The 20,716-nt window shown below is 56.3% G+C and carries 22 protein-coding genes and 1 tRNA gene; 19 read left to right on the top strand and 4 right to left on the bottom strand.

From position 1 onward, the window contains the following. Positions 1 to 3: 3 nt before the first annotated feature. The gene (locus HKX44_RS05205) at positions 4 to 246 is read right to left on the bottom strand and encodes a hypothetical protein (protein ID WP_276150225.1); all 243 of its coding nucleotides are present in this window, start codon (positions 244 to 246) and stop codon (positions 4 to 6) included. Further along, positions 246 to 899: an alpha/beta hydrolase gene (locus HKX44_RS05200; protein ID WP_276150224.1), complete on the bottom strand. Its 654-nt coding sequence runs from the start codon at positions 897 to 899 to the stop codon at positions 246 to 248. The genes HKX44_RS05205 and HKX44_RS05200 overlap by 1 nt, the downstream gene beginning before the upstream one ends. Before the next feature lie 182 nt (positions 900 to 1,081). Here HKX44_RS05200 and HKX44_RS05195 point away from each other — a divergent pair, with 182 nt between their 5' ends. The 14 genes from HKX44_RS05195 to galE all read left to right on the top strand — a co-directional run bounded on the left by HKX44_RS05195 (position 1,082) and on the right by galE (position 12,341). Further along, positions 1,082 to 1,543: an Rrf2 family transcriptional regulator gene (locus HKX44_RS05195; RefSeq protein WP_276150223.1), complete on the top strand. Its 462-nt coding sequence runs from the start codon at positions 1,082 to 1,084 to the stop codon at positions 1,541 to 1,543. A gap of 84 nt (positions 1,544 to 1,627) precedes the next feature. Then, entirely contained in the window at positions 1,628 to 2,728 is a 1,101-nt protein-coding gene (locus tag HKX44_RS05190) for an aminotransferase class V-fold PLP-dependent enzyme (protein ID WP_276150222.1), read from the top strand. 28 nt (positions 2,729 to 2,756) lie between these two features. After that, complete coding sequence (sufB, locus tag HKX44_RS05185) at positions 2,757 to 4,289, top strand: Fe-S cluster assembly protein SufB (protein ID WP_276150221.1); 1,533 nt, start codon at positions 2,757 to 2,759, stop codon at positions 4,287 to 4,289. Between the two features lie 2 nt (positions 4,290 to 4,291). Further along, complete coding sequence (locus tag HKX44_RS05180) at positions 4,292 to 4,606, top strand: heavy metal-binding domain-containing protein (RefSeq protein ID WP_276150220.1); 315 nt, start codon at positions 4,292 to 4,294, stop codon at positions 4,604 to 4,606. Between the two features lie 35 nt (positions 4,607 to 4,641). Continuing rightward, entirely contained in the window at positions 4,642 to 5,397 is a 756-nt protein-coding gene (sufC, locus tag HKX44_RS05175; RefSeq protein WP_276150219.1) for a Fe-S cluster assembly ATPase SufC, read from the top strand. After that, a complete protein-coding gene (locus tag HKX44_RS05170) occupies positions 5,397 to 6,677 on the top strand; it encodes a SufD family Fe-S cluster assembly protein (RefSeq protein WP_276150218.1) in 1,281 nt (426 codons plus the stop codon). The genes sufC and HKX44_RS05170 overlap by 1 nt, the downstream gene beginning before the upstream one ends. Beyond that, positions 6,677 to 7,162: a YIP1 family protein gene (locus HKX44_RS05165; RefSeq protein WP_276150217.1), complete on the top strand. Its 486-nt coding sequence runs from the start codon at positions 6,677 to 6,679 to the stop codon at positions 7,160 to 7,162. The genes HKX44_RS05170 and HKX44_RS05165 overlap by 1 nt, the downstream gene beginning before the upstream one ends. Continuing rightward, on the top strand, positions 7,162 to 7,743 hold the full coding sequence (locus HKX44_RS05160; RefSeq protein WP_276150216.1) for a YIP1 family protein: 582 nt from the start codon (positions 7,162 to 7,164) through the stop codon (positions 7,741 to 7,743). The genes HKX44_RS05165 and HKX44_RS05160 overlap by 1 nt, the downstream gene beginning before the upstream one ends. After that, positions 7,743 to 8,963 carry a cysteine desulfurase gene (locus HKX44_RS05155; protein ID WP_276150215.1) on the top strand — a complete coding sequence of 407 codons (1,221 nt, stop codon included), beginning with the start codon at positions 7,743 to 7,745 and terminating at the stop codon, positions 8,961 to 8,963. The genes HKX44_RS05160 and HKX44_RS05155 overlap by 1 nt, the downstream gene beginning before the upstream one ends. Positions 8,964 to 9,058: 95 nt before the next feature. Beyond that, a tRNA-Arg gene (locus HKX44_RS05150) sits at positions 9,059 to 9,135 on the top strand. A 119-nt stretch (positions 9,136 to 9,254) separates the two neighbouring features. Continuing rightward, entirely contained in the window at positions 9,255 to 9,695 is a 441-nt protein-coding gene (locus HKX44_RS05145) for a hypothetical protein (protein ID WP_276153194.1), read from the top strand. After that, positions 9,692 to 10,381: an HTTM domain-containing protein gene (locus tag HKX44_RS05140; RefSeq protein ID WP_276150213.1), complete on the top strand. Its 690-nt coding sequence runs from the start codon at positions 9,692 to 9,694 to the stop codon at positions 10,379 to 10,381. Before HKX44_RS05145 ends, HKX44_RS05140 begins: the two co-directional genes overlap by 4 nt. 87 nt (positions 10,382 to 10,468) lie before the next feature. Next, positions 10,469 to 11,077, top strand: a complete 609-nt coding sequence (locus tag HKX44_RS05135; protein WP_276150212.1) for a sugar transferase — start codon at positions 10,469 to 10,471, stop codon at positions 11,075 to 11,077. Positions 11,078 to 11,255: 178 nt separating this feature from the next. Beyond that, the gene (gene galE, locus HKX44_RS05130) at positions 11,256 to 12,341 is read left to right on the top strand and encodes a UDP-glucose 4-epimerase GalE (RefSeq protein ID WP_276150211.1); all 1,086 of its coding nucleotides are present in this window, start codon (positions 11,256 to 11,258) and stop codon (positions 12,339 to 12,341) included. A gap of 77 nt (positions 12,342 to 12,418) precedes the next feature. Here galE and HKX44_RS05125 read toward each other — a convergent pair whose 3' ends face one another. Next, on the bottom strand, positions 12,419 to 12,988 hold the full coding sequence (locus tag HKX44_RS05125) for a DUF882 domain-containing protein (protein WP_276150210.1): 570 nt from the start codon (positions 12,986 to 12,988) through the stop codon (positions 12,419 to 12,421). A 374-nt stretch (positions 12,989 to 13,362) separates the two neighbouring features. On the opposite strand from HKX44_RS05125, the gene HKX44_RS05120 reads away from it, so the two are divergent. Genes HKX44_RS05120 through HKX44_RS05105 form a run of 4 tightly spaced genes read left to right on the top strand, consistent with a single transcriptional unit; the run spans position 13,363 to position 17,645 of the window. Continuing rightward, the gene (locus tag HKX44_RS05120) at positions 13,363 to 15,000 is read left to right on the top strand and encodes a L,D-transpeptidase family protein (RefSeq protein ID WP_276150209.1); all 1,638 of its coding nucleotides are present in this window, start codon (positions 13,363 to 13,365) and stop codon (positions 14,998 to 15,000) included. A gap of 32 nt (positions 15,001 to 15,032) precedes the next feature. Then, positions 15,033 to 16,124, top strand: a complete 1,092-nt coding sequence (gene lpxD / locus HKX44_RS05115; protein WP_276150809.1) for a UDP-3-O-(3-hydroxymyristoyl)glucosamine N-acyltransferase — start codon at positions 15,033 to 15,035, stop codon at positions 16,122 to 16,124. Between the two features lie 50 nt (positions 16,125 to 16,174). Beyond that, positions 16,175 to 16,432: a phosphopantetheine-binding protein gene (locus HKX44_RS05110; RefSeq protein WP_276150208.1), complete on the top strand. Its 258-nt coding sequence runs from the start codon at positions 16,175 to 16,177 to the stop codon at positions 16,430 to 16,432. Between the two features lie 4 nt (positions 16,433 to 16,436). Further along, on the top strand, positions 16,437 to 17,645 hold the full coding sequence (locus tag HKX44_RS05105; RefSeq protein WP_276150207.1) for a beta-ketoacyl-[acyl-carrier-protein] synthase family protein: 1,209 nt from the start codon (positions 16,437 to 16,439) through the stop codon (positions 17,643 to 17,645). An 80-nt stretch (positions 17,646 to 17,725) separates the two neighbouring features. Here HKX44_RS05105 and HKX44_RS05100 read toward each other — a convergent pair whose 3' ends face one another. After that, positions 17,726 to 18,355, bottom strand: coding sequence for an invasion associated locus B family protein (locus tag HKX44_RS05100; protein ID WP_276150206.1), 630 nt, complete (start codon positions 18,353 to 18,355; stop codon positions 17,726 to 17,728). Positions 18,356 to 19,050: 695 nt separating this feature from the next. Here HKX44_RS05100 and HKX44_RS05095 point away from each other — a divergent pair. Continuing rightward, positions 19,051 to 20,601 (top strand): helicase HerA-like domain-containing protein, encoded by a 1,551-nt coding sequence (locus HKX44_RS05095; protein WP_276150205.1) that lies wholly within the window; start codon positions 19,051 to 19,053, stop codon positions 20,599 to 20,601. Positions 20,602 to 20,716: the final 115 nt, after the last annotated feature.

Below are 20,716 nucleotides of genomic sequence, written 5' to 3'. Positions count from 1 at the left end.
TCCTTATTCATTGCCGCCGGCCTGTGCGCGGTGCGCCTGCAATGTCTGGGCCAGAAACTTACGGCCCTGATCATTTGCCATCCTTGTCCGGATTGCGGTCAGAAAGGCCTCTTCGAGTGTTTGTGAAGAGGCCCCCAGAACATCACCCATGCGCATAAAAAGCCGGTCCTCGCCGGTTTCTTTCTGAACCGCGATGCATTCCTCAGCCAGTTTGTTGGCCATTTCGACAACGACAGAATCAACCATTAACGTGTGGTCTCTGTCAGGCGACGTTTCACATAATCCGTGGTGGATGTGATCAGCGTGTCCATATGTGGTTCTTCAAAGAAGTGGCCGGCACCCGGCACTTCCTGATGGGTGATGGTGATGCCTTTTTGTTCGTGCAGCTTGTTGACCAGGCTGACGGTATCGGCGGGCGGTGCCACACGGTCCGCGGTGCCGTTGATCACCAGACCGGATGCCGGGCAGGGCGCAAGAAAGCTGAAGTCATACATATTCGCAGGCGGCGAGACCGAAATAAAGCCTGTGATCTCGGGGCGGCGCATCAAAAGCTGCATGCCGATCCACGCACCGAAGGAGAACCCGGCAACCCAGCAGTGTTTCGAGTTGTTGTTCATGGATTGCAGGTAATCGAGTGCAGATGCCGCATCGGACAATTCGCCGATCCCTTGATCATACTCGCCCTGTGACCGGCCCACGCCACGGAAGTTGAACCGCAAAACCGTAAAGCCCATGTTATAAAATGCGTAATGCATATTATAGACGACCTTGTGGTTCATCGTGCCGCCGAACTGCGGATGTGGATGCAGGATGATGGCGATCGGGGCATCACGTTCTTTTTGGGGATGGTAGCGGCCTTCAAGGCGGCCTTCCGGTCCGGGGAAAATGACCTCTGGCATGAAAGTTCCTGTCTGGTAGTCCAAAGTGGTGTTAGAGGGGCCGTGAATTGTTGACGACTTCGCTCGACTACTTTAGAACGGTTCTAATCTGGTGGTCCGCATAAGACGCAGTCCGGGCTTTTCGTTTAGGCGCAACAGCGGCCGGCGTCAATGAACGCAGCTGCAAACAAAGGACGGATGTGATGAAGCTTTCTACCAAAGGCCGGTATGCGATGGTGGCTTTGGCCGATATCGCGCTGCAACCGGGGGAAAGTCTGGTGTCTTTGGGAGATATCGCTGAGCGCCAGTCAATCTCTTTGCCCTACCTGGAGCAGTTGTTCGTGAAATTGCGCCGCGCGGAGCTGGTGGCCTCGGTGCGCGGTCCCGGGGGCGGGTACCGGTTGTCACGACCGGTATCGGAAATCCGGGTGGTTGATATCCTGTCCGCGGTCGATGAAACCGTGGATGCCATGCATAAGGGGGCGGGTGCGTCCGGAGGGGCGTCAGGCAGTCGCGCCCAATCATTGACCAACCGTCTATGGGAGGGTCTGAGTGCGCATGTTTATGTTTTTCTGCATCAGACGCGCCTGTCGGATGTGATTGAGAACGAACTGGCCCCCTGTCCGGCAGTGCCCAATCTGTTTGATGTTGTGGATGAGGCGTGAGGGGGGAGCCAGCTGACGCGCAAAGCGCGACGCGATTTTATTTGTGTTGGGGCGCTGCCCCAAACCCCGGAGGTTAAGGGCAAGATGAAGGCCGAGCGGTGTTATCTGGATCATAACGCGACGACCCCTTTGAGGGAGGAGGCGCGTGCGGCCATGCTGGCGGCGATGGATGTCCTGGGCAATCCGTCTTCTGTGCATAGTGAGGGGCGTAAGGCCAAAATGCTGGTTGAAAAGGCCCGTGCGCAGGTGGCTGCACTGGTTGGGTGTTTGCCGACACAGGTGATTTTTACCAGTAGCGCAACGGAGGCGGCGGCACTGGCGGTGGCGCAGAAGGCGCGGCATGGCGGCGTCTTTGCGGCTTTGCCGACAGAGCATGATTGTCTGGAGGTTTGGAGCGAGTTGTCTTTGCCGTCTTGGTATGGGGCGCAGGGCGCATATCGGCCAAGGCAAGGAGCGCAGCCCGTGTTGTTGGCTGTGTCGGCTGCAAACAGCGAGACAGGGGTGTTGCCCCCTGAGGGGTTTCTGGCGGATCTGGATCGGCGCAACGTGGTTTGCGATGTCACGCAGGTCGCTGGAAAAATGGCGTTTCCGTTTGGCGGGGATGACCGTCCAGCCTATGCGATCCTGTCGGCCCATAAGTTTGGCGGGCCAAAGGGTGTTGGGGCGCTGATCAACTATACACGCGATGACCCGGAACCCCTGCTGCGCGGTGGCGGGCAGGAGATGAACCGCCGCTCTGGTACGGAAAACATCACTGGCATTGCCGGGTTTGGAGCGGCGGCTGAGGCGGCGGCGAGGGATGTGGCTTCGGGGCGTTGGGAAGAAATTGAAGAACTTAGAAACATTCTAGAAAACGCCCTTGCGACTTCCGCAAAGAAGACTATTTTTGTCGGAAATCAAGTGCCGCGTTTGCCGAATACCTCCTGCATCATTGCCGAGGGGTGGAAGGGCGAAACACAGGTGATGCAGATGGATCTTGCCGGTTTTGCCATTTCGGCGGGATCGGCCTGTTCCAGCGGCAAGGTCAAGGCCAGCAAGGTGTTGCAGGCCATGGGTTATAATGAGAGTGAAGCCGCAAGCGCCATTCGGGTGTCCTTGGGGTTGGCGACAACAAAAACGGACGTTTTGCGTTTTGCCGATGAATGGCTGGCAAAGCGCGACAAACATACAGAACGGGCGGCCTGATGCGGCCCACGGGAAAAGGACAGATCTCTTGGATACTGTGATTGTAAATGAAAATGATGGCGTCAAAGACGGCGTAGATCAGGACACCGTGGATGCCGTGCGCGAAGTGGGCGGTGCCTATAAACACGGCTGGTCGACCGATATTGAAATGGAATATGCCCCCAAGGGCCTGACAACAGACATCGTGCGGCTGATTTCGGAGAAGAACGAAGAACCGCAATGGATGTTGGATTGGCGGTTGGAGGCCTATGAGCGTTGGTTGACCAAGACGGAACCGGATTGGGCGATGGTCGATTATCCTGAGATCGATTTTCAGGATCAGTATTATTACGCCCGTCCCAAAAGCATGATCGAAAAGCCGAAATCGCTGGATGACGTTGATCCCAAGCTGTTGGAAACCTACAAGAAATTGGGCATTCCTTTGAAAGAGCAGGCCATTTTGGCCGGCGTTGAAGGGGCTGAGAACATGGGCGACGAACCGCGTAAGGTTGCGGTGGACGCGGTGTTCGATTCGGTTTCTGTGGGCACCACGTTCAAGGATGAACTGGCCAAGGCTGGTGTGATCTTTTGTTCGATCTCCGAAGCTATCAAGGATCACCCTGAATTGGTGAAGAAATACCTTGGGTCCGTGGTGCCGGTCTCTGACAATTTTTATGCGACGCTGAATTCGGCGGTCTTTTCGGATGGTTCATTCGTTTATGTGCCACCCGGTGTACGTTGCCCGATGGAGCTGTCGACTTATTTCCGCATCAACGCGGAAAACACTGGCCAGTTTGAACGCACGCTGATCATTGCCGACAAAGGGTCCTATGTGTCCTACCTCGAAGGCTGTACCGCGCCGCAGCGTGATGAATCGCAACTGCACGCCGCGGTTGTTGAGATCATCATCGAGGAAGATGCAGAGGTGAAATATTCCACCGTGCAGAACTGGTACCCCGGCGATGAAGACGGCAAGGGTGGTATCTATAACTTCGTGACCAAACGTGCCGATTGCCGGGGCGATCGGGCCAAGGTGATGTGGACGCAGGTGGAAACCGGTTCTGCCGTCACATGGAAATACCCGTCTTGCGTCCTGCGCGGTGACGACAGTCAGGGCGAATTTTACTCCATCGCCATCGCCAATAATATGCAGCAGGCCGATACCGGCACCAAAATGATCCATCTGGGCAAACGCACCAAGTCGCGGATTGTCTCTAAGGGGATTTCGGCGGGTAAGGCGCAGAACACCTACCGCGGGCTGGTGTCGATGCACCCCAAGGCGAAGGAATCGCGTAACTATACGCAATGCGACAGCTTGTTGATCGGGGATCAATGTGGGGCACATACGGTGCCTTACATAGAGGTCAAGAATAACAGCAGCCGGGTCGAGCATGAGGCGACAACCTCCAAGGTTGATGATGACCAGATGTTCTATTGCCGTTCACGCGGGATGGACGAGGAGGAAGCGGTGGCGCTGGTTGTAAACGGGTTCTGCAAGGACGTGCTGCAAGCGCTGCCGATGGAATTTGCGATGGAAGCGCAGGCGCTTGTGGCAATTTCGCTGGAAGGGTCTGTGGGCTAGTCATGATCGTCACAACAACCAACACAATAGAGGGCCGCACCATAGCCGCCTATAAGGGCATCGTTGTCGGTGAGGCCATCATGGGTGCGAACATCGTGCGCGACATGTTTGCCCGGGTCACCGATATCGTTGGTGGGCGCTCTGGACAGTATGAGACCAAGCTGCGCGATGCACGCGAAACTGCGATGGCCGAACTGAAACAAGAGGCCGCCGCCCTGGGGGCGGATGCCGTTGTCGGCATTGATCTGGATTACGAGATCATATCGGACAGCATGATGATGGTTTCAGTGTCCGGCACTGCTGTCACATTGAATTAAGAACACGCGCCAAGGCGCTGAGAAGGAAGACTAAGATGCTGAGCATTAAGAACCTGAACGTGAAACTGGAAGATGAAGACAAGCAGATCCTCAAAGGTGTGAACCTTGAGGTTGAGGCCGGTAAAGTACATGCGATTATGGGGCCAAACGGGTCGGGTAAATCAACGCTGTCTTATGTGCTGTCCGGTAAGGATGGGTATGAGGTGACCGAGGGCTCTGCCACGCTGGACGCTGACGATCTGCTGGACATGGAGCCGGAAGAACGTGCCGCCGCCGGCTTGTTCCTGGCGTTTCAGTATCCGGTGGAAATCCCCGGTGTGGGCAACATGACCTTCCTGCGCACCGCGGTGAACGCACAGCGCAAGGCGCGTGGAGAAGAGGAAATGTCAGCGGCGGAATTCCTGAAAGTGGTACGCGCCAAGGCGAAAGACCTTAAGATTGATGCGGATATGCTTAAACGTCCGGTGAACATGGGGTTCTCTGGCGGTGAGAAAAAGCGTAATGAAATCCTACAGATGGCCATGCTTGAGCCAAAGATGTGCATTCTGGATGAAACCGACTCCGGTCTTGACGTTGATGCGATGAAACTGGTTGCTGAGGGCGTGAATGCGCTGCGCACCGAGGGGCGGGGGTTTCTGGTGATTACCCACTATCAGCGCCTGCTTGATCACATCAAACCGGATGTTGTTCATATCATGGCGAATGGCCGTATCGTGAAAACCGGCGGACCTGAGCTGGCGCTGGAAGTTGAAAACAACGGTTACGCCGATATTCTTGCCGAGGTGGCGTAATGACAGCAGTTGCTGAGAAAACCAACCCGACAGAGGCGTTGATTTCGGGGCGCGATGGGGCGGCCAAGGGCTGGTCGAAGGCGGCCCGCGCTGATGCTTTGGCGCGGCTGCGTGCGATGGGCGTGCCGGAGCGGCGCGATGAATATTGGAAATACACACGGCCAGATACGTTAACACAGGCCGGGGCCCCAGAAGCGGCGGTTTTCGAGAGTGATGAAGCGCCGATCTTTGACGGTGTCGACAGCCTGAAGCTGGTGTTTGTCGATGGTGTTTTTGATACAGAGGCTTCTGACGATCTGGCCTTGGAAGGGCTGACGATCGAGCGTCTTGAAACAGCGCAAAGCGATCTGCATTGGGCGCGCGATGTCTATGGTGTGCTGGAAGCCAATGGTCAGACTCCGGTGGCACGGCCCTTGGCAACGTTGAACACCGCACTGGCAACAGATGGCATCCTGATCCATGTTACGGATAAAGTCAGCAAGCCCGTAAATCTGATTTATCATCATAAATCAAATACCTCCGATGCGATCCTTCACCACTGCATTAAGTTGGACGCAGGGACGGAACTGACGGTTCTTGAAAATGGTCCGGCTGCGGCGCGCTTGAATATGGTCACCGAGGTCGAGGTGGCAGATACCGCTTCGTTCAATCATGTGCGCGCGCAAGGGCGCGATCACGAACGCCGCGCGGCCACCCACATGTTTGCCCGTCTGGGGACGGAATCAAACTTCAAATCCTTCACTCTGACGGTAAACGGTGTGCTGACCCGCAACGAGGCGGTGATCGAGCTGACTGGTGATGATGCCAAGGCGCATATTGCTGGCGCGTGTGTCGGTGACGGGGCGTTCCATCACGATGATACGGTTTTCATCACCCATGACGCGGTGAACTGCGAAAGCCGGCAGGTGTTCAAGAAAGTGCTTCGAAACGGCGCGGTTGGCGTGTTCCAAGGTAAAATCCTGGTCAAAGCTGATGCGCAAAAGACTGACGGGTACCAAATCAGTCAATCCTTGTTGCTGGATGACGATAGCCAGTTTCTAGCCAAGCCCGAGCTTGAGATTTATGCCGATGACGTGATTTGCTCGCATGGGTCCACTTCAGGCGCAATTGATGAGGACGCGTTGTTCTATTTGCGGGCACGCGGCATTTCGCATGGTGAGGCAACCGATCTGCTGACTCTGTCGTTCCTTGCCGAAGCGGTGGAAGAGATCGAGGCCGACGCGCTGAAGGATGTGATCCTTGAGCGCCTGACCGGCTGGCTGGCGCGTCGTCGCGGCTGATGCCGGCGACACGTGATATTGTGGCCACCTATCGGGGGCCGGGCAAGGTTGTGCGCCGGTTGCTGGGCGAGGGGGTGCGCGAGGACCGTGCGCTGATCTATCTGATGATCGGCTGTTTGATGGTTTTTGTCGCACAAACTCCGCGTCTGGCGCGGCAGGCTTTTGAAACTGGTGAGAACCTCCAGATGCTGATGGGGGCGTCGCTCATGGCGTGGCTGTTCATCGCGCCCTTGCTGCTCTACGCGATTGGGGCGTTGACCCATTTGGTGGCGCGAGTCCTGCGGGCCCGCATCACCAGCTATGGCGCGCGTCTGGCTTTGTTCTGGGCGCTTTTGGCCTCGTCTCCGCTGGTGTTGCTCTGGGGGCTGACCGCCGGTTTCATTGGGCAGGGTATTCAATTGACGGCGGTTGGATTTGTTTGGTTCGCGTTGTTTGTCTGGTTCTGGTTCGCCGGTTTCCGCGCAGCGCTGAACGAGGACGTGTGATGCGGGACGCGCTGGTCCCGATGGTGCAAACCAGCCTGCGCAATCCGCGCGGGGCGGCACGTTTGATTCTGGCGATGAATTTGGGCCGTGACGCACTTTGGACGGCGCTTGCCCTGGTTGCGGCGGTCAACACATTCTTGGTTCTATTGATCGTTCATACCTCTGCGACGCCCCTGCCTTTGCCCGGGTATTTTGAAAAGCCGCTGACCCTGTTTGTGCTGATTGCCGGGCTGATGGTTGTCTATATCCATGCGATGTACTGGGCCGGGCTGGTGGTCGGCGGCAAGGGCGGTCTGATGGATGTCTTGGCCGTTGTCGTGTGGTTTCAGGTGCTGCGCGCTATGGCGCAAGCGGCGGTGGTGCTGTTATCTCTTGCGATCCCGCCGCTAGGGGGCCTGTTGTCACTGGTCGTTGCGGTTTGGGGCCTGTGGATTTTCCTAAGCTTTTTGGCAGAGGCCTTGAATTTGCGGTCCTTGTGGCACGCGGTTGCAGCGCTTTGTGTTGCCTCTGTGGGTCTTGTGCTGGGGCTTGCGGTTTTGATTGCGATAATCGGGGGCGCGGCCCTAGGAGTAGTGAACTGATGTATGATGTAACCGAAATCCGTGGTGATTTTCCGATACTGAGCCGTGAAGTGAACGGCAAGCCGTTGGTTTACCTCGATAATGGCGCGTCCGCACAAAAGCCGCAGGTGGTGATTGACGCCATCACACGTACCTATGCGCAAGAATATGCAAATGTGCATCGCGGCCTGCACTACCTGTCAAATCTGGCCACCGACAATTACGAAGCTGTGCGCGGTAAGGTCGCAAAATTCCTGAACGCGGCCTCGCAAGACGAGATCGTTTTCAACAGCGGCACCACCGAAGGTATCAATCTGGTTGCCTATAGCTGGGCCATGCCGATGTTGCAGGCGGGTGACGAAATTATCCTGTCTGTGATGGAGCATCATGCGAATATTGTCCCTTGGCAGTTCCTGCGTGAACGTCAGGGTATTGTGATAAAATGGGTCGATGTCGATGCCGATGGCGCGCTGGATCCGCAGGCGGTGATTGATGCGATCAGCCCCAAGACCAAACTGATTGCAATCACCCATATGTCCAACGTTCTGGGCACAAAGGTGGACGTGAAAACCATCACTCAAGCTGCCCATGCCAAGGGCGTGGCGGTATTGGTCGACGGGTCACAAGCCGCAGTGCATATGCCGGTTGATGTGCAGGACATCGGTTGTGATTTCTATGCGATTACCGGTCACAAGCTTTATGGCCCGTCTGGTTCAGGAGCCATCTATATCAAAGCTGACCGGATGAAACAGATGCGCCCGTTTATCGGTGGTGGTGATATGATCAAGGAGGTCAGTAAAGACGGGGTGATCTATAACGATCCGCCAATGATGTTCGAGGCGGGCACGCCGGGCATCGTGCAAACCATCGGCATGGGGGTTGGGATCGATTATATGATGGGCTTGGGGATGGCGAACATTGCCGCCCACGAAGACAGCCTGCGCGACTATGCGGTGGCCAAGCTGAACGGGCTGAACTGGATTCAGGTGCAAGGAAATACCGCGGACAAAGGGGCGATTTTCAGCTTTACCATGGACGGCGCGGCCCATGCGCATGACATTTCTACGATTCTCGACAAAAAGGGTGTGGCGGTGCGGGCAGGGCAGCATTGCACAGGGCCCCTGATGGAGCATCTGGGCCTGCCGGCCACCTGTCGCGCGTCCATGGGGCTGTATAACACCAAGGCCGAGATCGACATTTTGGTGGATGCATTGGAACTGGCGCATGATCTTTTTGCCTGATCCTGTGAATAATGCCGGGCGGTGTTCCGATAAGTGATGAAAACCATGCTGGCGGCCATTGCGAGCGGCCAGCAGCTTATGTATAGGAAAACCACGGACCATTAGCTCAGCTGGATAGAGCGCTGCCCTCCGAAGGCAGAGGTCAGAGGTTCGAATCCTCTATGGTCCGCCATTTATCCCTTTGATTTTGTGCGATTATCCGGTGAAATCGGGCTGCTTTTTCTTGTGTAATCTCGGGCGAAGGCTGACAGAATTTACCACGGTTTAACCGTGACATTGGTATCGTCGATCATGTTGAAGACAATTTCATTGATCCTGCCGGTGCTGATTCCGTCTTGGCGGTTTTTCAAGGCGGTGGAGCCGTCGCCACGTGTCGAGTGGGCGATTGTGCCGCGCGATGCTGAGGGTGCCAGCAACTGGACGCCTTATCAACCACGCCCGCAGGCGGTCTCGCTGGGGGAAATGTTTCGGCGGCTGTTGTGGAATCCAGCGTGGAACGATGCGCTTTTTGTAGTCAGCTGCGCCGAGCGGATCGCGCTTGGGATCGAACCGACGTCCCATAGTGTTAACGAAATCCAACGCCGGATATTGCGAGATATCAATGGGTTAGATTTGGGTGTGGACGAGGGCCTGATGCAGTTCCGGTTGGTGTTCGTTTATCGTGACGATACAGGGTTCGTTCAGGATGTGGTGTTTGTGTCCGAGCCGGTACCGGTCAGAGGTGCTTCGTGACCTTTGATCTGGCAGTGCGGCTGACAGAAATCCTGTTGGCGCTGGCGTTCTTACAGCAATGCGCCGAACATATCTTTTGGTCTGGTGAAACGCGCCTGCTGTTCCTCCCGCGCGCGGTTCTAAGTGTCGTGGTCCTAACGGGGATCTTCAGCGAATGGGCCTTGCTGGGTCTTACCCTGCACAGTTTCTTGTTTTTGCACCGGTTCAATGGGCCATACAACGGCGGCAGCGACCGGATGGGATTGCTGGTTTTATACTGCCTGTGCATGGCCCAACTGTTACAGGCAGGGCTGCCGCGTGAGGCGGCGTTTGGATATCTTGGTATGCAGGTGGTGCTGTCCTATTTCATCTCCGGCTGGGTCAAGATTATCAACCCGGAATGGCGCAGTGGCAGGGCCTTGCGTGATGTGTTCAGTTTTTCCGCCTATCCGGTTAGTGAAAACCTGCGTGGATTTGTTCAAATGCCGCGGCTTTTGTGGGGGATGTCGTGGGCCGTGATGGGCTTCGAGGTGGTGTTTCCGTTGGCGCTTTTGCATCCAGTCACATTGCCCGTGGCGCTTGCTGTGGCGGCGCTGTTTCATCTTGCCAACGCCTGTTTGTTTGGCCTTAACCGGTTTTTGTGGTTCTGGATCGCCTCCTATCCTTCAATTCTCTGGGTGCAGGAACGCTTGCTTGGCGGGGGCTGACCGGACTTTCTGCACTTGGGCGTCGCAACCCTTTCTTAACCAATTAAGCACAATCTGATCCACGGTTGCTGGCCCGGAGGACGGTGGGTGTCTATTGTACGAGTTGGGGGATCACAGCTGTTTTGGCGGATCAAACGGCTTTCTGATCTGGGGATATCTATCCTGCTTTTGCCTGTGTTGGGTATTGTGGGCCTGGCACTTTGGCTGCTTAACCCTTGGGTTAATCCCGGTCCCTTGCTTTATAGGCAGCGGCGTGTTGGCCGTCATCATAGATTGTTTGTGATGGTCAAGTTTCGCACCATGCGCCCCGATAAGGGGCAGGCCAAATTTGCAGATGCCGAAAGCCACAGGATAACCCGGTTCGCCGCGGTGCTGCGCCGGTTCCGAATTGACGAATTACCACAAATAATCAATGTCTTACGCGGCGAGATGAGCCTGATCGGACCACGGCCCGAACAGCCGGAGTTTGTGCGCCAATATTGCAAATCTCTGCCCGGATATCACCACCGTCACATTATTCGTCCCGGTCTCAGCGGGCTTAGCCAGGTGGTGCAGGGATATACCAGCGACGATCAGGGCACCCGCACCAAACTGGCGCTTGATCTGCGCTATATCGCGAAGTCGGGGTTCCGCATGGAAGCCTATGTTTTCTGGCGGACATTGGTGACGGTGTTGACCGGATATGGCGCAATGTGATGTCTGCTTATTTTCCCTGTATCGGCCGATCTGGCCGGGGGGGAGGTGGGTTTACGGTGTCGCAAAAATGAGCCCCGATCTTCCGACCTTATGGCGCGTGTCGGTTAATCATATCCTGTTACTTTACGCGTAAACATCCCGTCAAAGGTGCGGTTCGCACCATCGGGATGGAGCGTTTATGCCCGCTACAATTTTGTTGACCGGGGGCGCTGGATTTATCGGATCTCATACCTGCATTGCCCTTGTTGATGCCGGTTACCGTGTTGTCATCGTTGATGACTTTTCTAACTCCGCGCGCGATGTGCCTGACAGGCTGGCTTTGATCACCGGTACGCCGGTATTGGCCTATGATGTGGATGTCGGTGATGAGGCTGCGCTTGATGCGGTGTTTTGCGAACACAAAATAGACGCGGTGATCCACTTTGCCGCAAAGAAATCTGTGCCGCAGTCACTGGCCAGCCCGCAACGGTTCTTTGACAGTAATATCACCGGTCTTTTGACGCTACTGCGGGTGATGCAACGGCATGATGTGCGTGCCATTGTCTATTCCTCCAGCGCCACAGTTTACGGCGCACCCGAAGCTTTGCCGATCCCTGAACATGCGCCGCTTGGCTATACCAACCCTTACGGGCTGTCCAAATTGATGGGAGAGCAATTTCTGAACCAGAAGGCGCGGGCGGATCAGGGCTGGCAGGCAGGGATATTGCGTTACTTCAATCCCGCCGGTGCCCATCCGTCGGGATTGATTGGTGAGGCCCCGTTAAGTGATGGCGGCAATCTGATGCCGCTTGTCGCACGGGTTGCAAAGGGACAGTTGCCGGGTTTGACCGTTTTCGGGAGCGACTACGGCACACCTGATGGCACGGGCATCCGGGATTACATCCATGTTTGCGATCTGGCGCGGGGGCACGTGCAATCGGTTGGCCTGCTGTTGGAGCGCGGGCAATCGCATACTGTTAATTTGGGCAAGGGGAAGGGGTGTTCCGTGCTTGAGTTGATCAAGACTTACGAAAGGGTCAGCGGACAGGAAATCCGGTTTCGGTTTCAACCACGGCGCGAAGGGGACGTCGCAGCAAGCTTTGCTGATCCGGCAATGGCAGCGAACCTGCTTAAATTCCGCGCGAAACACGATCTTGTCGACATGTGCCGGTCAAGTTGGCGCTGGGAAACGGCCTGTGATCCGGACTGGCATCCAAAGTTGGGAAGCGTCCTGCCTCTTCCCGCACCGTCAACGGTCTCAGCCCTCAGCGCCATGCCTCATTGAGGCAGGTAAGCGTGTTTCCGTTACAAAAAAAGCGCCCAAAAAGGCGCTTCTGTCGGGCTGGTCTGTGAGGAGGCGGGTTAACCGCCCCAACTGCGCACGACACCGCAATCCATATGCACAAAGTTGGACCCTGAATAGCGGCCAACACCACCACCGTGGCAGGCGATTGCGGCACGCGCCATCTGGCCTACGGAACGAGACCCAAGGCGCAAATCGGCGGCTTGCCCCTTCATGTGCAAAGAGTTCTTTGCCACACCACGTGACCGGGATCGCAACATCGCGTTGGTTTTCGGGCTGCGGTAGCCTGACAACAGCATATAGGGTTCATTCACATCGAGCAGATTATGGGCGGCAGCCATGATGTCGATGGTCCGCAGATCCATGGATTTAACACCATCTGTGCGCCAATCACGCATGAAATAGTTAACTTCTTTCACGGCGTCTTTGATGTATTTGCCTTCGATCCAATAGATCATGTCGATACGTTCGCCGGTACGGCCTGAGTACATCTTGATGCGGCGGATATCGCCGCCGCCGCGCAGGAAACCCGCTGCGTTTGAATAGGTTGGTGCTGCTGCTACTGCCGTTGCTGCGAATGCCCCAAGAAGTGCGCGCCGGGTCATCCCCGTTGAGCTAGTTCCAGTCATAGGTTGTCGGTCCCGTTTTCTGCCTGTGTCCATGATGTTACATGGCCGATAAATCTTAGTCCCTAGATGCAACCGATGTATGCCATAGGCAGAATCGCGAACCAAGCCCCTAAAGCTTTAGCGGCTAAGTTGGCGAAGGTTTAGGCAATTTTCTGCTCAAAGCGGGGCAAATCAAGAATCTCAACGCCGCCATCAGGTGGTGTTTCGGCATCAGACGCAATTTTGTTCCGCACCCACGTCATTGTTATTGGACTGCGCCCTCGTTCATCTGGAAGATTCAAAGTAATAAGTCGCAAATGACGACAGGCCAGACAGTTGGCCGGTTACGGTAGAACAGGCGCGCACGGCGGTGCGGTACGGTAAGGAATTTGGCAATGCTGATGGCTCTTTCAACACAGGGTTCCGGGCGAATTTTGGCGCGCGGGATGGCGATAGCCGGTTTTGCAGTGGCATTTGGTGCGGCGGTGACTTTTTCACCGCGATCCGGGGGCGCACAGGTGACGGCCTTTAAACAGGCCATCGCCGAAACCGCTGCGCAGGATGATGATATCGCGACCTTTTATCGCGAGAACGGGTATACACCGATCTGGACCGGTCCGGGCGAAGAGGACCGCAACCGCCGTGCAGAGCTGTTGCAGGCCATCCGGTCGGTGGCGGCGCATGGTTTGCCAACAGCCCGCTACGACCCGCAAAGGGTGATGGACATGTTGGCGGGGGTGCGAACTGCACGGGATCGCGGGATGGCCGAGGTTGAGTTGAGCCGGGTATTCCTGAAATATGCCCGCGATATCCAGACCGGCATGTTGACCCCCAGAGCCATCGATTCTGCCATCGTGCGCGCCGTGCCCTATCGCCCGCGTACATCCTATCTGACGGGGCTGAGTGCGGCAAAACCAGCCGCATTTTTCCGGTCTTTGCCGCCGACCAGCATGGAATATAATGCCCTGATCAAGGAAAAAGTCGCGATGGAGCGCTTGCTGGGCGCAGGCGGCTGGGGGGCACCTGTGCCGGCCAAATCACTCAAGCCGGGGGCAAGCGGGAATGCCGTGATTTCCCTGCGTAACCGTTTGATTGCGATGGATTATCTGGAGCGTACCAATACCCGTGTTTATGATGCTGACATGCAGGCGGCGGTACAGCAGTTCCAGATTGCGCATGGGTTGAATGATGACGGAGTGGCCGGTGGTGCCACCATGAAACAGATCAACGTCAGCGTAGAGAAGCGCTTGCAATCGGTGTTGGTCGCGCTTGAGCGGGAACGCTGGTTCAATACGGAACGTGGCAAACGCCATATTCTGGTGAACCTGCCGGATTTCTCGGCAAAGATCATCGATGATGGCAAGCTGTCGTTTTACACCCGTTCGGTCATCGGGGCGAACCGGGATGATCGCCCGACGCCAGAATTCTCGGACACGATGACGCATATGGTTGTGAACCCCAGCTGGTATGTGCCGCGCTCGATTGTGACCAAGGAATACCTGCCGGCCCTCAAGCGCAACAGCAATGCGGTCAGCCATATCGAGATCACCGACAGCCGCGGTCGCAAGGTCAACCGAGGTGCGGTGGATTTCTCGAAATACACCGAGCGCACCTTCCCCTTTGCCATGCGCCAACCGCCAAGCCGATCCAATGCGTTGGGTTTGGTCAAGTTCATGTTCCCGAACAAATACAATATTTACCTGCATGACACCCCCGCCAAAAGCCTGTTTTCCCGGGATGTGCGGGCCTTTAGCCATGGGTGTGTGAGACTGGCCCAACCTTTTGAATTCGCACATGAATTGCTGCGGATGCAGGAGCAGGATCCGAAAGGGTATTTCCAATCCGTGCTGCGTTCCGGCAGTGAGACCAAAGTGGTTCTGGATGAGCCCGTTCCCGTGCATCTGATTTATCGCACGGCGGTGACCAATGCGCGGGGCCATACCGAATACCGCGCTGACGTTTATGGGCGTGACGCCAAGATATGGTCCGCTCTGTCGCGGGCAGGGGTGGTCTTGGGCGGCGTTCAGGGGTAAATCTCGGGGCGCTGCCACAAGGGGTGCCCATGATGAATTTTACGGTTGAACAGATTGCGAAATCACTGGGGGCCGAAGCTGCTGGTGATACATCACTGGTTATCGCTCGCGCGGCCGAGCCGCAGACGGCGGGACCGGATGATTTGGCGCTGGCCATGGACCCCAAGTATGCCGAGGGGCTGGGACAGGGCGCGGCCCGCGCTGCGATGCTATGGCCCGATGCCGGCTGGCAAGCCATGGGGCTGAAGGCTGCGATTTTCCCGACGCGGCCCAGATTTGCGATGTCCGGCATGACGCGGATGTTGGACAAGGGGCAGGGGTTTGCCACGGGTATTCACCCGTCGGCGATTATCGATCCAACAGCGGTTTTGGGCGCGGACGTCAGCGTCGGACCACTTGCCATCATTTCGGCAGGGGCGCGGATCGGTGCCGGGTCGGTGATCGGGCCGCATTGTTTTATTGGCGTTGATGTGGATTTGGGCCCTGATGCCTATTTGCGCGAACAGGTCAGCATTGGGGCACGCGTGACGATCGGGGCACGGTGCATACTGCAACCGGGTGCGCGGATCGGCGGAGACGGGTTTTCCTTTGTAACGCCGGAACCTTCGACAGTTGAATCCGCCCGCAAGACCCTTGGAGATCAGGGCGCGGCGGCTGCCCAACCGTGGATTCGCATTCATTCACTGGGATCAGTCAGCATCGGAGATGATGTGGAAATCGGCATGGGCTGTACGATTGATTGCGGCACCATCCGTAACACCACCATCGGCAATAACACCAAACTCGATAATCAGGTGCATCTGGGGCATAACGTGGCCATCGGTACGAACAGCCTGATTTGTGGTCAGGTCGGCATCGCCGGATCAGCCCGGATCGGTGACAATGTGGTGTTGGCCGGGCAGGTTGGTGTGAACGATAATATTTTTGTCGGTGACGGTGTGATTGCGGGCGGCGGCACCAAACTGATGTCGAATGTGCCGGCTGGCCGCACGATGCTGGGTTACCCAGCGACGCAAATGGACAAGCAGGTCGACCTCTATAAAGCGCAACGCCGGTTGCCGCGTTTGCTGCGTGAAGTCGGGGAATTGCGAAAGGTGGTTTTCAAATCAGACAAGGATGGCTAGATCATTCTTGTACGTGACCTGAGGACCTGACCGAAGCAAAGGATTGGCCCATGAATATCACCGATCAAGTCATCACAATCATCGCAGAACAAGCCCTGTTGGAACCGGAGGACGTGACCCCGGACAGTACACTTGAGAGCCTTGGCATCGACAGTCTGGGAGTGGTCGAGAGCATTTTCGCAATCGAGGAAGCTTTTGATATCAGTGTGCCTTTTAATGCCAATGATCCTTCTGCAACCGATTTTGACATCACCTCGGTTGCCACGATCATCAAGGGGATTGAACGGTTGAAAGCTGAGCAGGCATAACACCATGAAACGTGTAGTGATCACCGGTGCGGGGACGATCAACGCCTTGGGCCACGATGTGCCCGCGACCATGCAGGCGATGCGCGAAGGAGTTTGTGGTATCGGCGCGCTTTCATTTCGTGACGTCGAGCGTTTGCAAATTCAAATCGGCGGGCAAGTGCGCGGCTTTGAGGCCGAAGGGCGTTACAACCGTCAGCAGATGTCACTTTATGACCGGTTCACCCAGTTTACGCTGGCCGCGGCCAAAGAAGCGATTACCCAATCCGGTCTGATATTCTCCGGCGATGTTTCGGCAAAATCAGGTGTTGTTCTGGGGACCGCCGGCGGTGGTGTGTCCACATGGGATGACAATTATCGTGCGGTTTATGAAGAGGGTAAGAACCGGGTGCATCCCTTTGTTGTGCCCAAATTGATGAATAATGCGGCGGCAAGCCATGTCAGCATGGAATGGAACCTGAAGGGACCGTCGTTTACCGTGTCTACTGCTTGCGCCTCTTCCAACCACGCGATGGCACAGGCGTTTTCCATGGTGCGTTCGGGCATGGCACCGGCCATGGTCACCGGCGGATCGGAATCGATGCTGTGTTTTGGGGGCGTGAAAGCCTGGGAAGGTCTGCGCGTGATGAGCCGCGATGCCTGTCGCCCGTTTTCAGCGAACCGCAACGGGATGGTCCAAGGTGAAGGGGCCGGTATATTTGTGTTCGAAGAATATGAACATGCCCGGGCCCGCGGGGCAGATATTCTCTGCGAGGTGATCGGGTTTGCCATGTCCTCGGATGCCAGTGATATTGTGATGCCGTCCAAAGCCGGTGCCGCCCGTGCGATGGTCGGAGCGTTGGAAGATGCTGGCATAAACCGCGAGGATGTTGGGTACATCAATGCCCATGGCACCGGGACGGCGGCCAACGACAAAACCGAATGCGCGGCGGTTGCGGATGTCTTTGGGCCCCATGCAGATCAATTGATGATCTCCTCGACCAAATCCATGCATGGCCATCTGATTGGCGGCACCGGCGCAGTTGAGCTTTTGGCTTGCATCATGGCATTGCGCGATGGGGTGATTGCGCCGACAATCGGTTATGAAGAACCGGATCCGGAATGTGCATTGGATGTGGTGCCCAACACGGCGCGGGATGCAAAAGTCTCTGTCGTGCTGAGTAATGCCTTTGCCTTTGGCGGGATGAATGCGGTGATTGCCCTGCGCAAAGTCTGATATTCCAAACGCAAAGGGCCGCACCGAAATACGGCACGGCCCTTGAATGTTACCGGCGAAAGCGCATCAGCTTGCCAAGCTTACTGATCAATCACTGAAACTTTGTTATAGCTTGCGGTGAAACCGCTCAGCGACAGGGCCAGTTTGACTTTCTGATCGGGTGCCAGCGCAGGAATGATCGTAATTTCTGCTGCCTTGCCGCGCTTGAATGCCGAAATATCAGCATCTGTCAGGCCAAGCCGCGCATAGCAGCCGACAGGGTTGCAGAACGCGTAAGGATAACGTCGCGCTTTGCCGCCATCGACGGAGATGGTCAGCTGTTGCGGCAAGGAGGTCTCAAGCGGAACAACAATTGTCGCGCCAGCCTTGGCTTTGCCACCATCGGGCAAGCGGAACAGAGAGATTTCTGCCACTGGAGCCCCCTGACCGTCGTCCAGCAATTGGTACATCTGGCACGGATCAATTTCGGCTTCGGTCTTGATACAGCGCATTTCCCATTCGCCGATCACTTCCTGCGTATAGGGTTTGCCAAGCTCGGGATCGCCTGAGGCATCTTCGCCAAGGCTCAGCTGTTCCTCAACCTTCGAGCCCTGGGCCGCTTCGGGTTTCGCTTCTTCGGTTGTGGCCGTTGTATCCTGCGCCAGCACTGGCAAGGGGGCCAGTACGAAAAGGGCAGCAGAAAGGGGCAGTGCGGTGAAAAGCTTGCTCATGTCAAATCCACGTTTGTTTCTTTCGCGCCACTTACCATGCCGCATTGGTATTGTCAGCGTAGAACCATAATAAATTGCCTTTCACGAGGCTGAAAACCGCCGATAATCCAAAAGCTTGCGTGGTCCCAGAATCGGAGAAAGGGAGCGCATCGCACTCCCTTTCCCAAACTTTTCTCCCCATCGGACTAAGCCGACTTATGGGGGAAGGTTACGCAAGCTATGCTGGACGGTCAATAGTATAAATATATATAAAAAACAGACGGTTAGACATAAAAATTTAGGTGGGCTCCCTTTGGGGGTGGTTTCGGGCCTGCAATTTCAAGATGAATACACGACATCCTGTTGCCGTTTTCCGCCCACGAAACATAACACTGCCAGCCCTGCCTTTGCGGACCAAGGCGGAGCGATACGCAAAGATGTCAGAATGGCGGAACAAAAAAAGGACCGCACCCAAGGGCGCGGCCAGTCTGACAGGGAGGAAGTGTCACCAGTGCGAAAAGGACATAAGCGCCAGTGACAGGGACGACTATGGAGTAGAGAAGTTAACTTTCTATGCTCAGGATCACCAAATTTGCCTACAAAGCGCATTTAACATTGCCCGCGTCCTCACGAATGACCATTTCCCCGTGAAGACAGGCGCTTTCGCGGATAAGAATACTTCCGAACACCCTAATAACGGCCTGAGAGGACGACTTGTGACAGATGACATCTTTATCGGAGGCGGCGGCGATGACTACGCCACCCAGCAGTTCCTCAATATCGGCTATGCAAACCGGCATGGATTGATTGCTGGTGCCACGGGCACCGGCAAAACGGTAACGTTGCAAATTCTCGCCGAAGGTTTCTCAGCGGCGGGCGTTCCGGTTTTCCTGTCGGATGTGAAAGGCGATCTGTCCGGACTGGCAAAATCCGGCAGCCCAGATCACAAGTTGCACGGCCCCTTCACCAGCCGGGCCGAAACCATCGGTTTTGACAGTTACAGTTATGATGCTTTCCCGGTGACCTTCTGGGATCTTTTTGGCAAACAGGGCCACCCCGTCCGCACCACCGTATCCGAAATGGGCCCCTTATTGCTGTCACAACTCCTTGGGCTGACAGAGGCGCAGGAGGGGATTTTGAATATCGCCTTTCGGGTTTCCGACGAGGATGGTCTGGCCTTGCTCGACCTCAAGGATTTACAAGCCCTGTTGGTCTGGATCGGCCAAAACGCCAAAGAATTGGGCCTGCGTTATGGCAATGTTTCAGCGGCATCGGTTGGTGCGATTCAGCGTCGCTTGCTGGTGCTGGAAAACCAAGGTGCCGCCGATCTCTTTGGCGAACCAGCGCTGGCGCTGTCCGATTTGATGCGCACCGAGAAAGACGGGCGCGGCGTGATCAACATCCTTGCCGCAGATCAGCTGATGGGGGCACCGAAGCTTTATGCAACCTTCCTGCTTTGGCTGCTGTCGGAATTGTTCGAAGAACTGCCCGAAGTTGGGGACCCCGAAAAACCCAAGCTGGTTTTCTTCTTTGACGAGGCGCACCTGTTGTTTGATGACGCGCCTAAGGCCCTGATTGACAAGGTTGAACAGGTCGCCCGCCTGATCCGTTCGAAAGGGGTTGGTGTCTATTTCATTACCCAAAACCCGGCAGATGTGCCCGAAGATATCCTTGGCCAGTTGGGCAACCGGGTGCAGCACGCCCTGCGCGCCTTTACCGCAAAAGACCGCAAGGAACTGCGCATGGCGGCGGAAACCTACCGCGAGAACCCGCGCTTTGACACCGAAGAAGCCATCCGCGAGGTTGGCGTCGGCGAGGCGATCACCTCCTTTCTGCAAAAGAAGGGCGTGCCGGGAATTGTGGAGCGTACGCTGATCCGCCCGCCATCTTCACAGCTGGGCCCGATCACCGATGCTGAACGGGCCGGGGTCATGGCCGCATCACCCATGGCGGGAAAGTATGACGCCCGCCAAGACCGTGAATCGGCTTTTGAACTTCTGCGCAAAAAGGCTGATCAAGCTGCCAAAGAAGCCTCCGAAGCCGAGGAAAAGGCCGAAGAGGCCGAGACACCGGCACTGCGCGAGTTCAACAATGCCAGACGCTATGCTGGCAAAGGGGTGACCCGATCCACATCGCGCAGCCCGCGCCGCAAATCTCAGGAAGGTTTTGGTGCCGCGATGGCCAGCGTGGTTATCAAGGAGCTGAAGGGCACCACCGGCAGACGGATTGTGCGCGGCATTCTTGGGGGGCTCTTCAAAGGGCGCTGATACGGAACAAAGGGCGCGGGATTTCTCCCACGCCCCCTTTTCTTTTTGGCCTTATATACTGTCCGCACTCTCAACCAGCGCCACCCGTTGGCGTTGGTCAATCCCACAGCCGGGC

Source organism: Sulfitobacter sp. M05 (genome assembly GCF_029285175.1).
Classification (GTDB): Bacteria; Pseudomonadota; Alphaproteobacteria; order Rhodobacterales; family Rhodobacteraceae; genus Sulfitobacter.
This window is presented reverse-complemented; position numbering and strand designations above follow the sequence as displayed.

Bases quoted from the DNA above. Each gene is read 5' to 3' on its own strand.
- HKX44_RS05205 (WP_276150225.1), bottom strand. From the start codon at position 246: ATGGTTGATTCTGTCGTTGTCGAAATGGCCAACAAACTGGCTGAGGAA.
- HKX44_RS05200 (WP_276150224.1), bottom strand. From the start codon at position 899: ATGCCAGAGGTCATTTTCCCCGGACCGGAAGGCCGCCTTGAAGGCCGC.
- HKX44_RS05195 (WP_276150223.1), top strand. From the start codon at position 1,082: ATGAAGCTTTCTACCAAAGGCCGGTATGCGATGGTGGCTTTGGCCGAT.
- HKX44_RS05190 (WP_276150222.1), top strand. From the start codon at position 1,628: ATGAAGGCCGAGCGGTGTTATCTGGATCATAACGCGACGACCCCTTTG.
- HKX44_RS05180 (WP_276150220.1), top strand. From the start codon at position 4,292: ATGATCGTCACAACAACCAACACAATAGAGGGCCGCACCATAGCCGCC.
- sufC (WP_276150219.1), top strand. From the start codon at position 4,642: ATGCTGAGCATTAAGAACCTGAACGTGAAACTGGAAGATGAAGACAAG.
- HKX44_RS05170 (WP_276150218.1), top strand. From the start codon at position 5,397: ATGACAGCAGTTGCTGAGAAAACCAACCCGACAGAGGCGTTGATTTCG.
- HKX44_RS05165 (WP_276150217.1), top strand. From the start codon at position 6,677: ATGCCGGCGACACGTGATATTGTGGCCACCTATCGGGGGCCGGGCAAG.
- HKX44_RS05160 (WP_276150216.1), top strand. From the start codon at position 7,162: ATGCGGGACGCGCTGGTCCCGATGGTGCAAACCAGCCTGCGCAATCCG.
- HKX44_RS05155 (WP_276150215.1), top strand. From the start codon at position 7,743: ATGTATGATGTAACCGAAATCCGTGGTGATTTTCCGATACTGAGCCGT.
- HKX44_RS05145 (WP_276153194.1), top strand. From the start codon at position 9,255: ATGTTGAAGACAATTTCATTGATCCTGCCGGTGCTGATTCCGTCTTGG.
- galE (WP_276150211.1), top strand. From the start codon at position 11,256: ATGCCCGCTACAATTTTGTTGACCGGGGGCGCTGGATTTATCGGATCT.
- HKX44_RS05125 (WP_276150210.1), bottom strand. From the start codon at position 12,988: ATGACTGGAACTAGCTCAACGGGGATGACCCGGCGCGCACTTCTTGGG.
- HKX44_RS05120 (WP_276150209.1), top strand. From the start codon at position 13,363: ATGCTGATGGCTCTTTCAACACAGGGTTCCGGGCGAATTTTGGCGCGC.
- lpxD (WP_276150809.1), top strand. From the start codon at position 15,033: ATGAATTTTACGGTTGAACAGATTGCGAAATCACTGGGGGCCGAAGCT.
- HKX44_RS05110 (WP_276150208.1), top strand. From the start codon at position 16,175: ATGAATATCACCGATCAAGTCATCACAATCATCGCAGAACAAGCCCTG.
- HKX44_RS05105 (WP_276150207.1), top strand. From the start codon at position 16,437: ATGAAACGTGTAGTGATCACCGGTGCGGGGACGATCAACGCCTTGGGC.
- HKX44_RS05100 (WP_276150206.1), bottom strand. From the start codon at position 18,355: ATGAGCAAGCTTTTCACCGCACTGCCCCTTTCTGCTGCCCTTTTCGTA.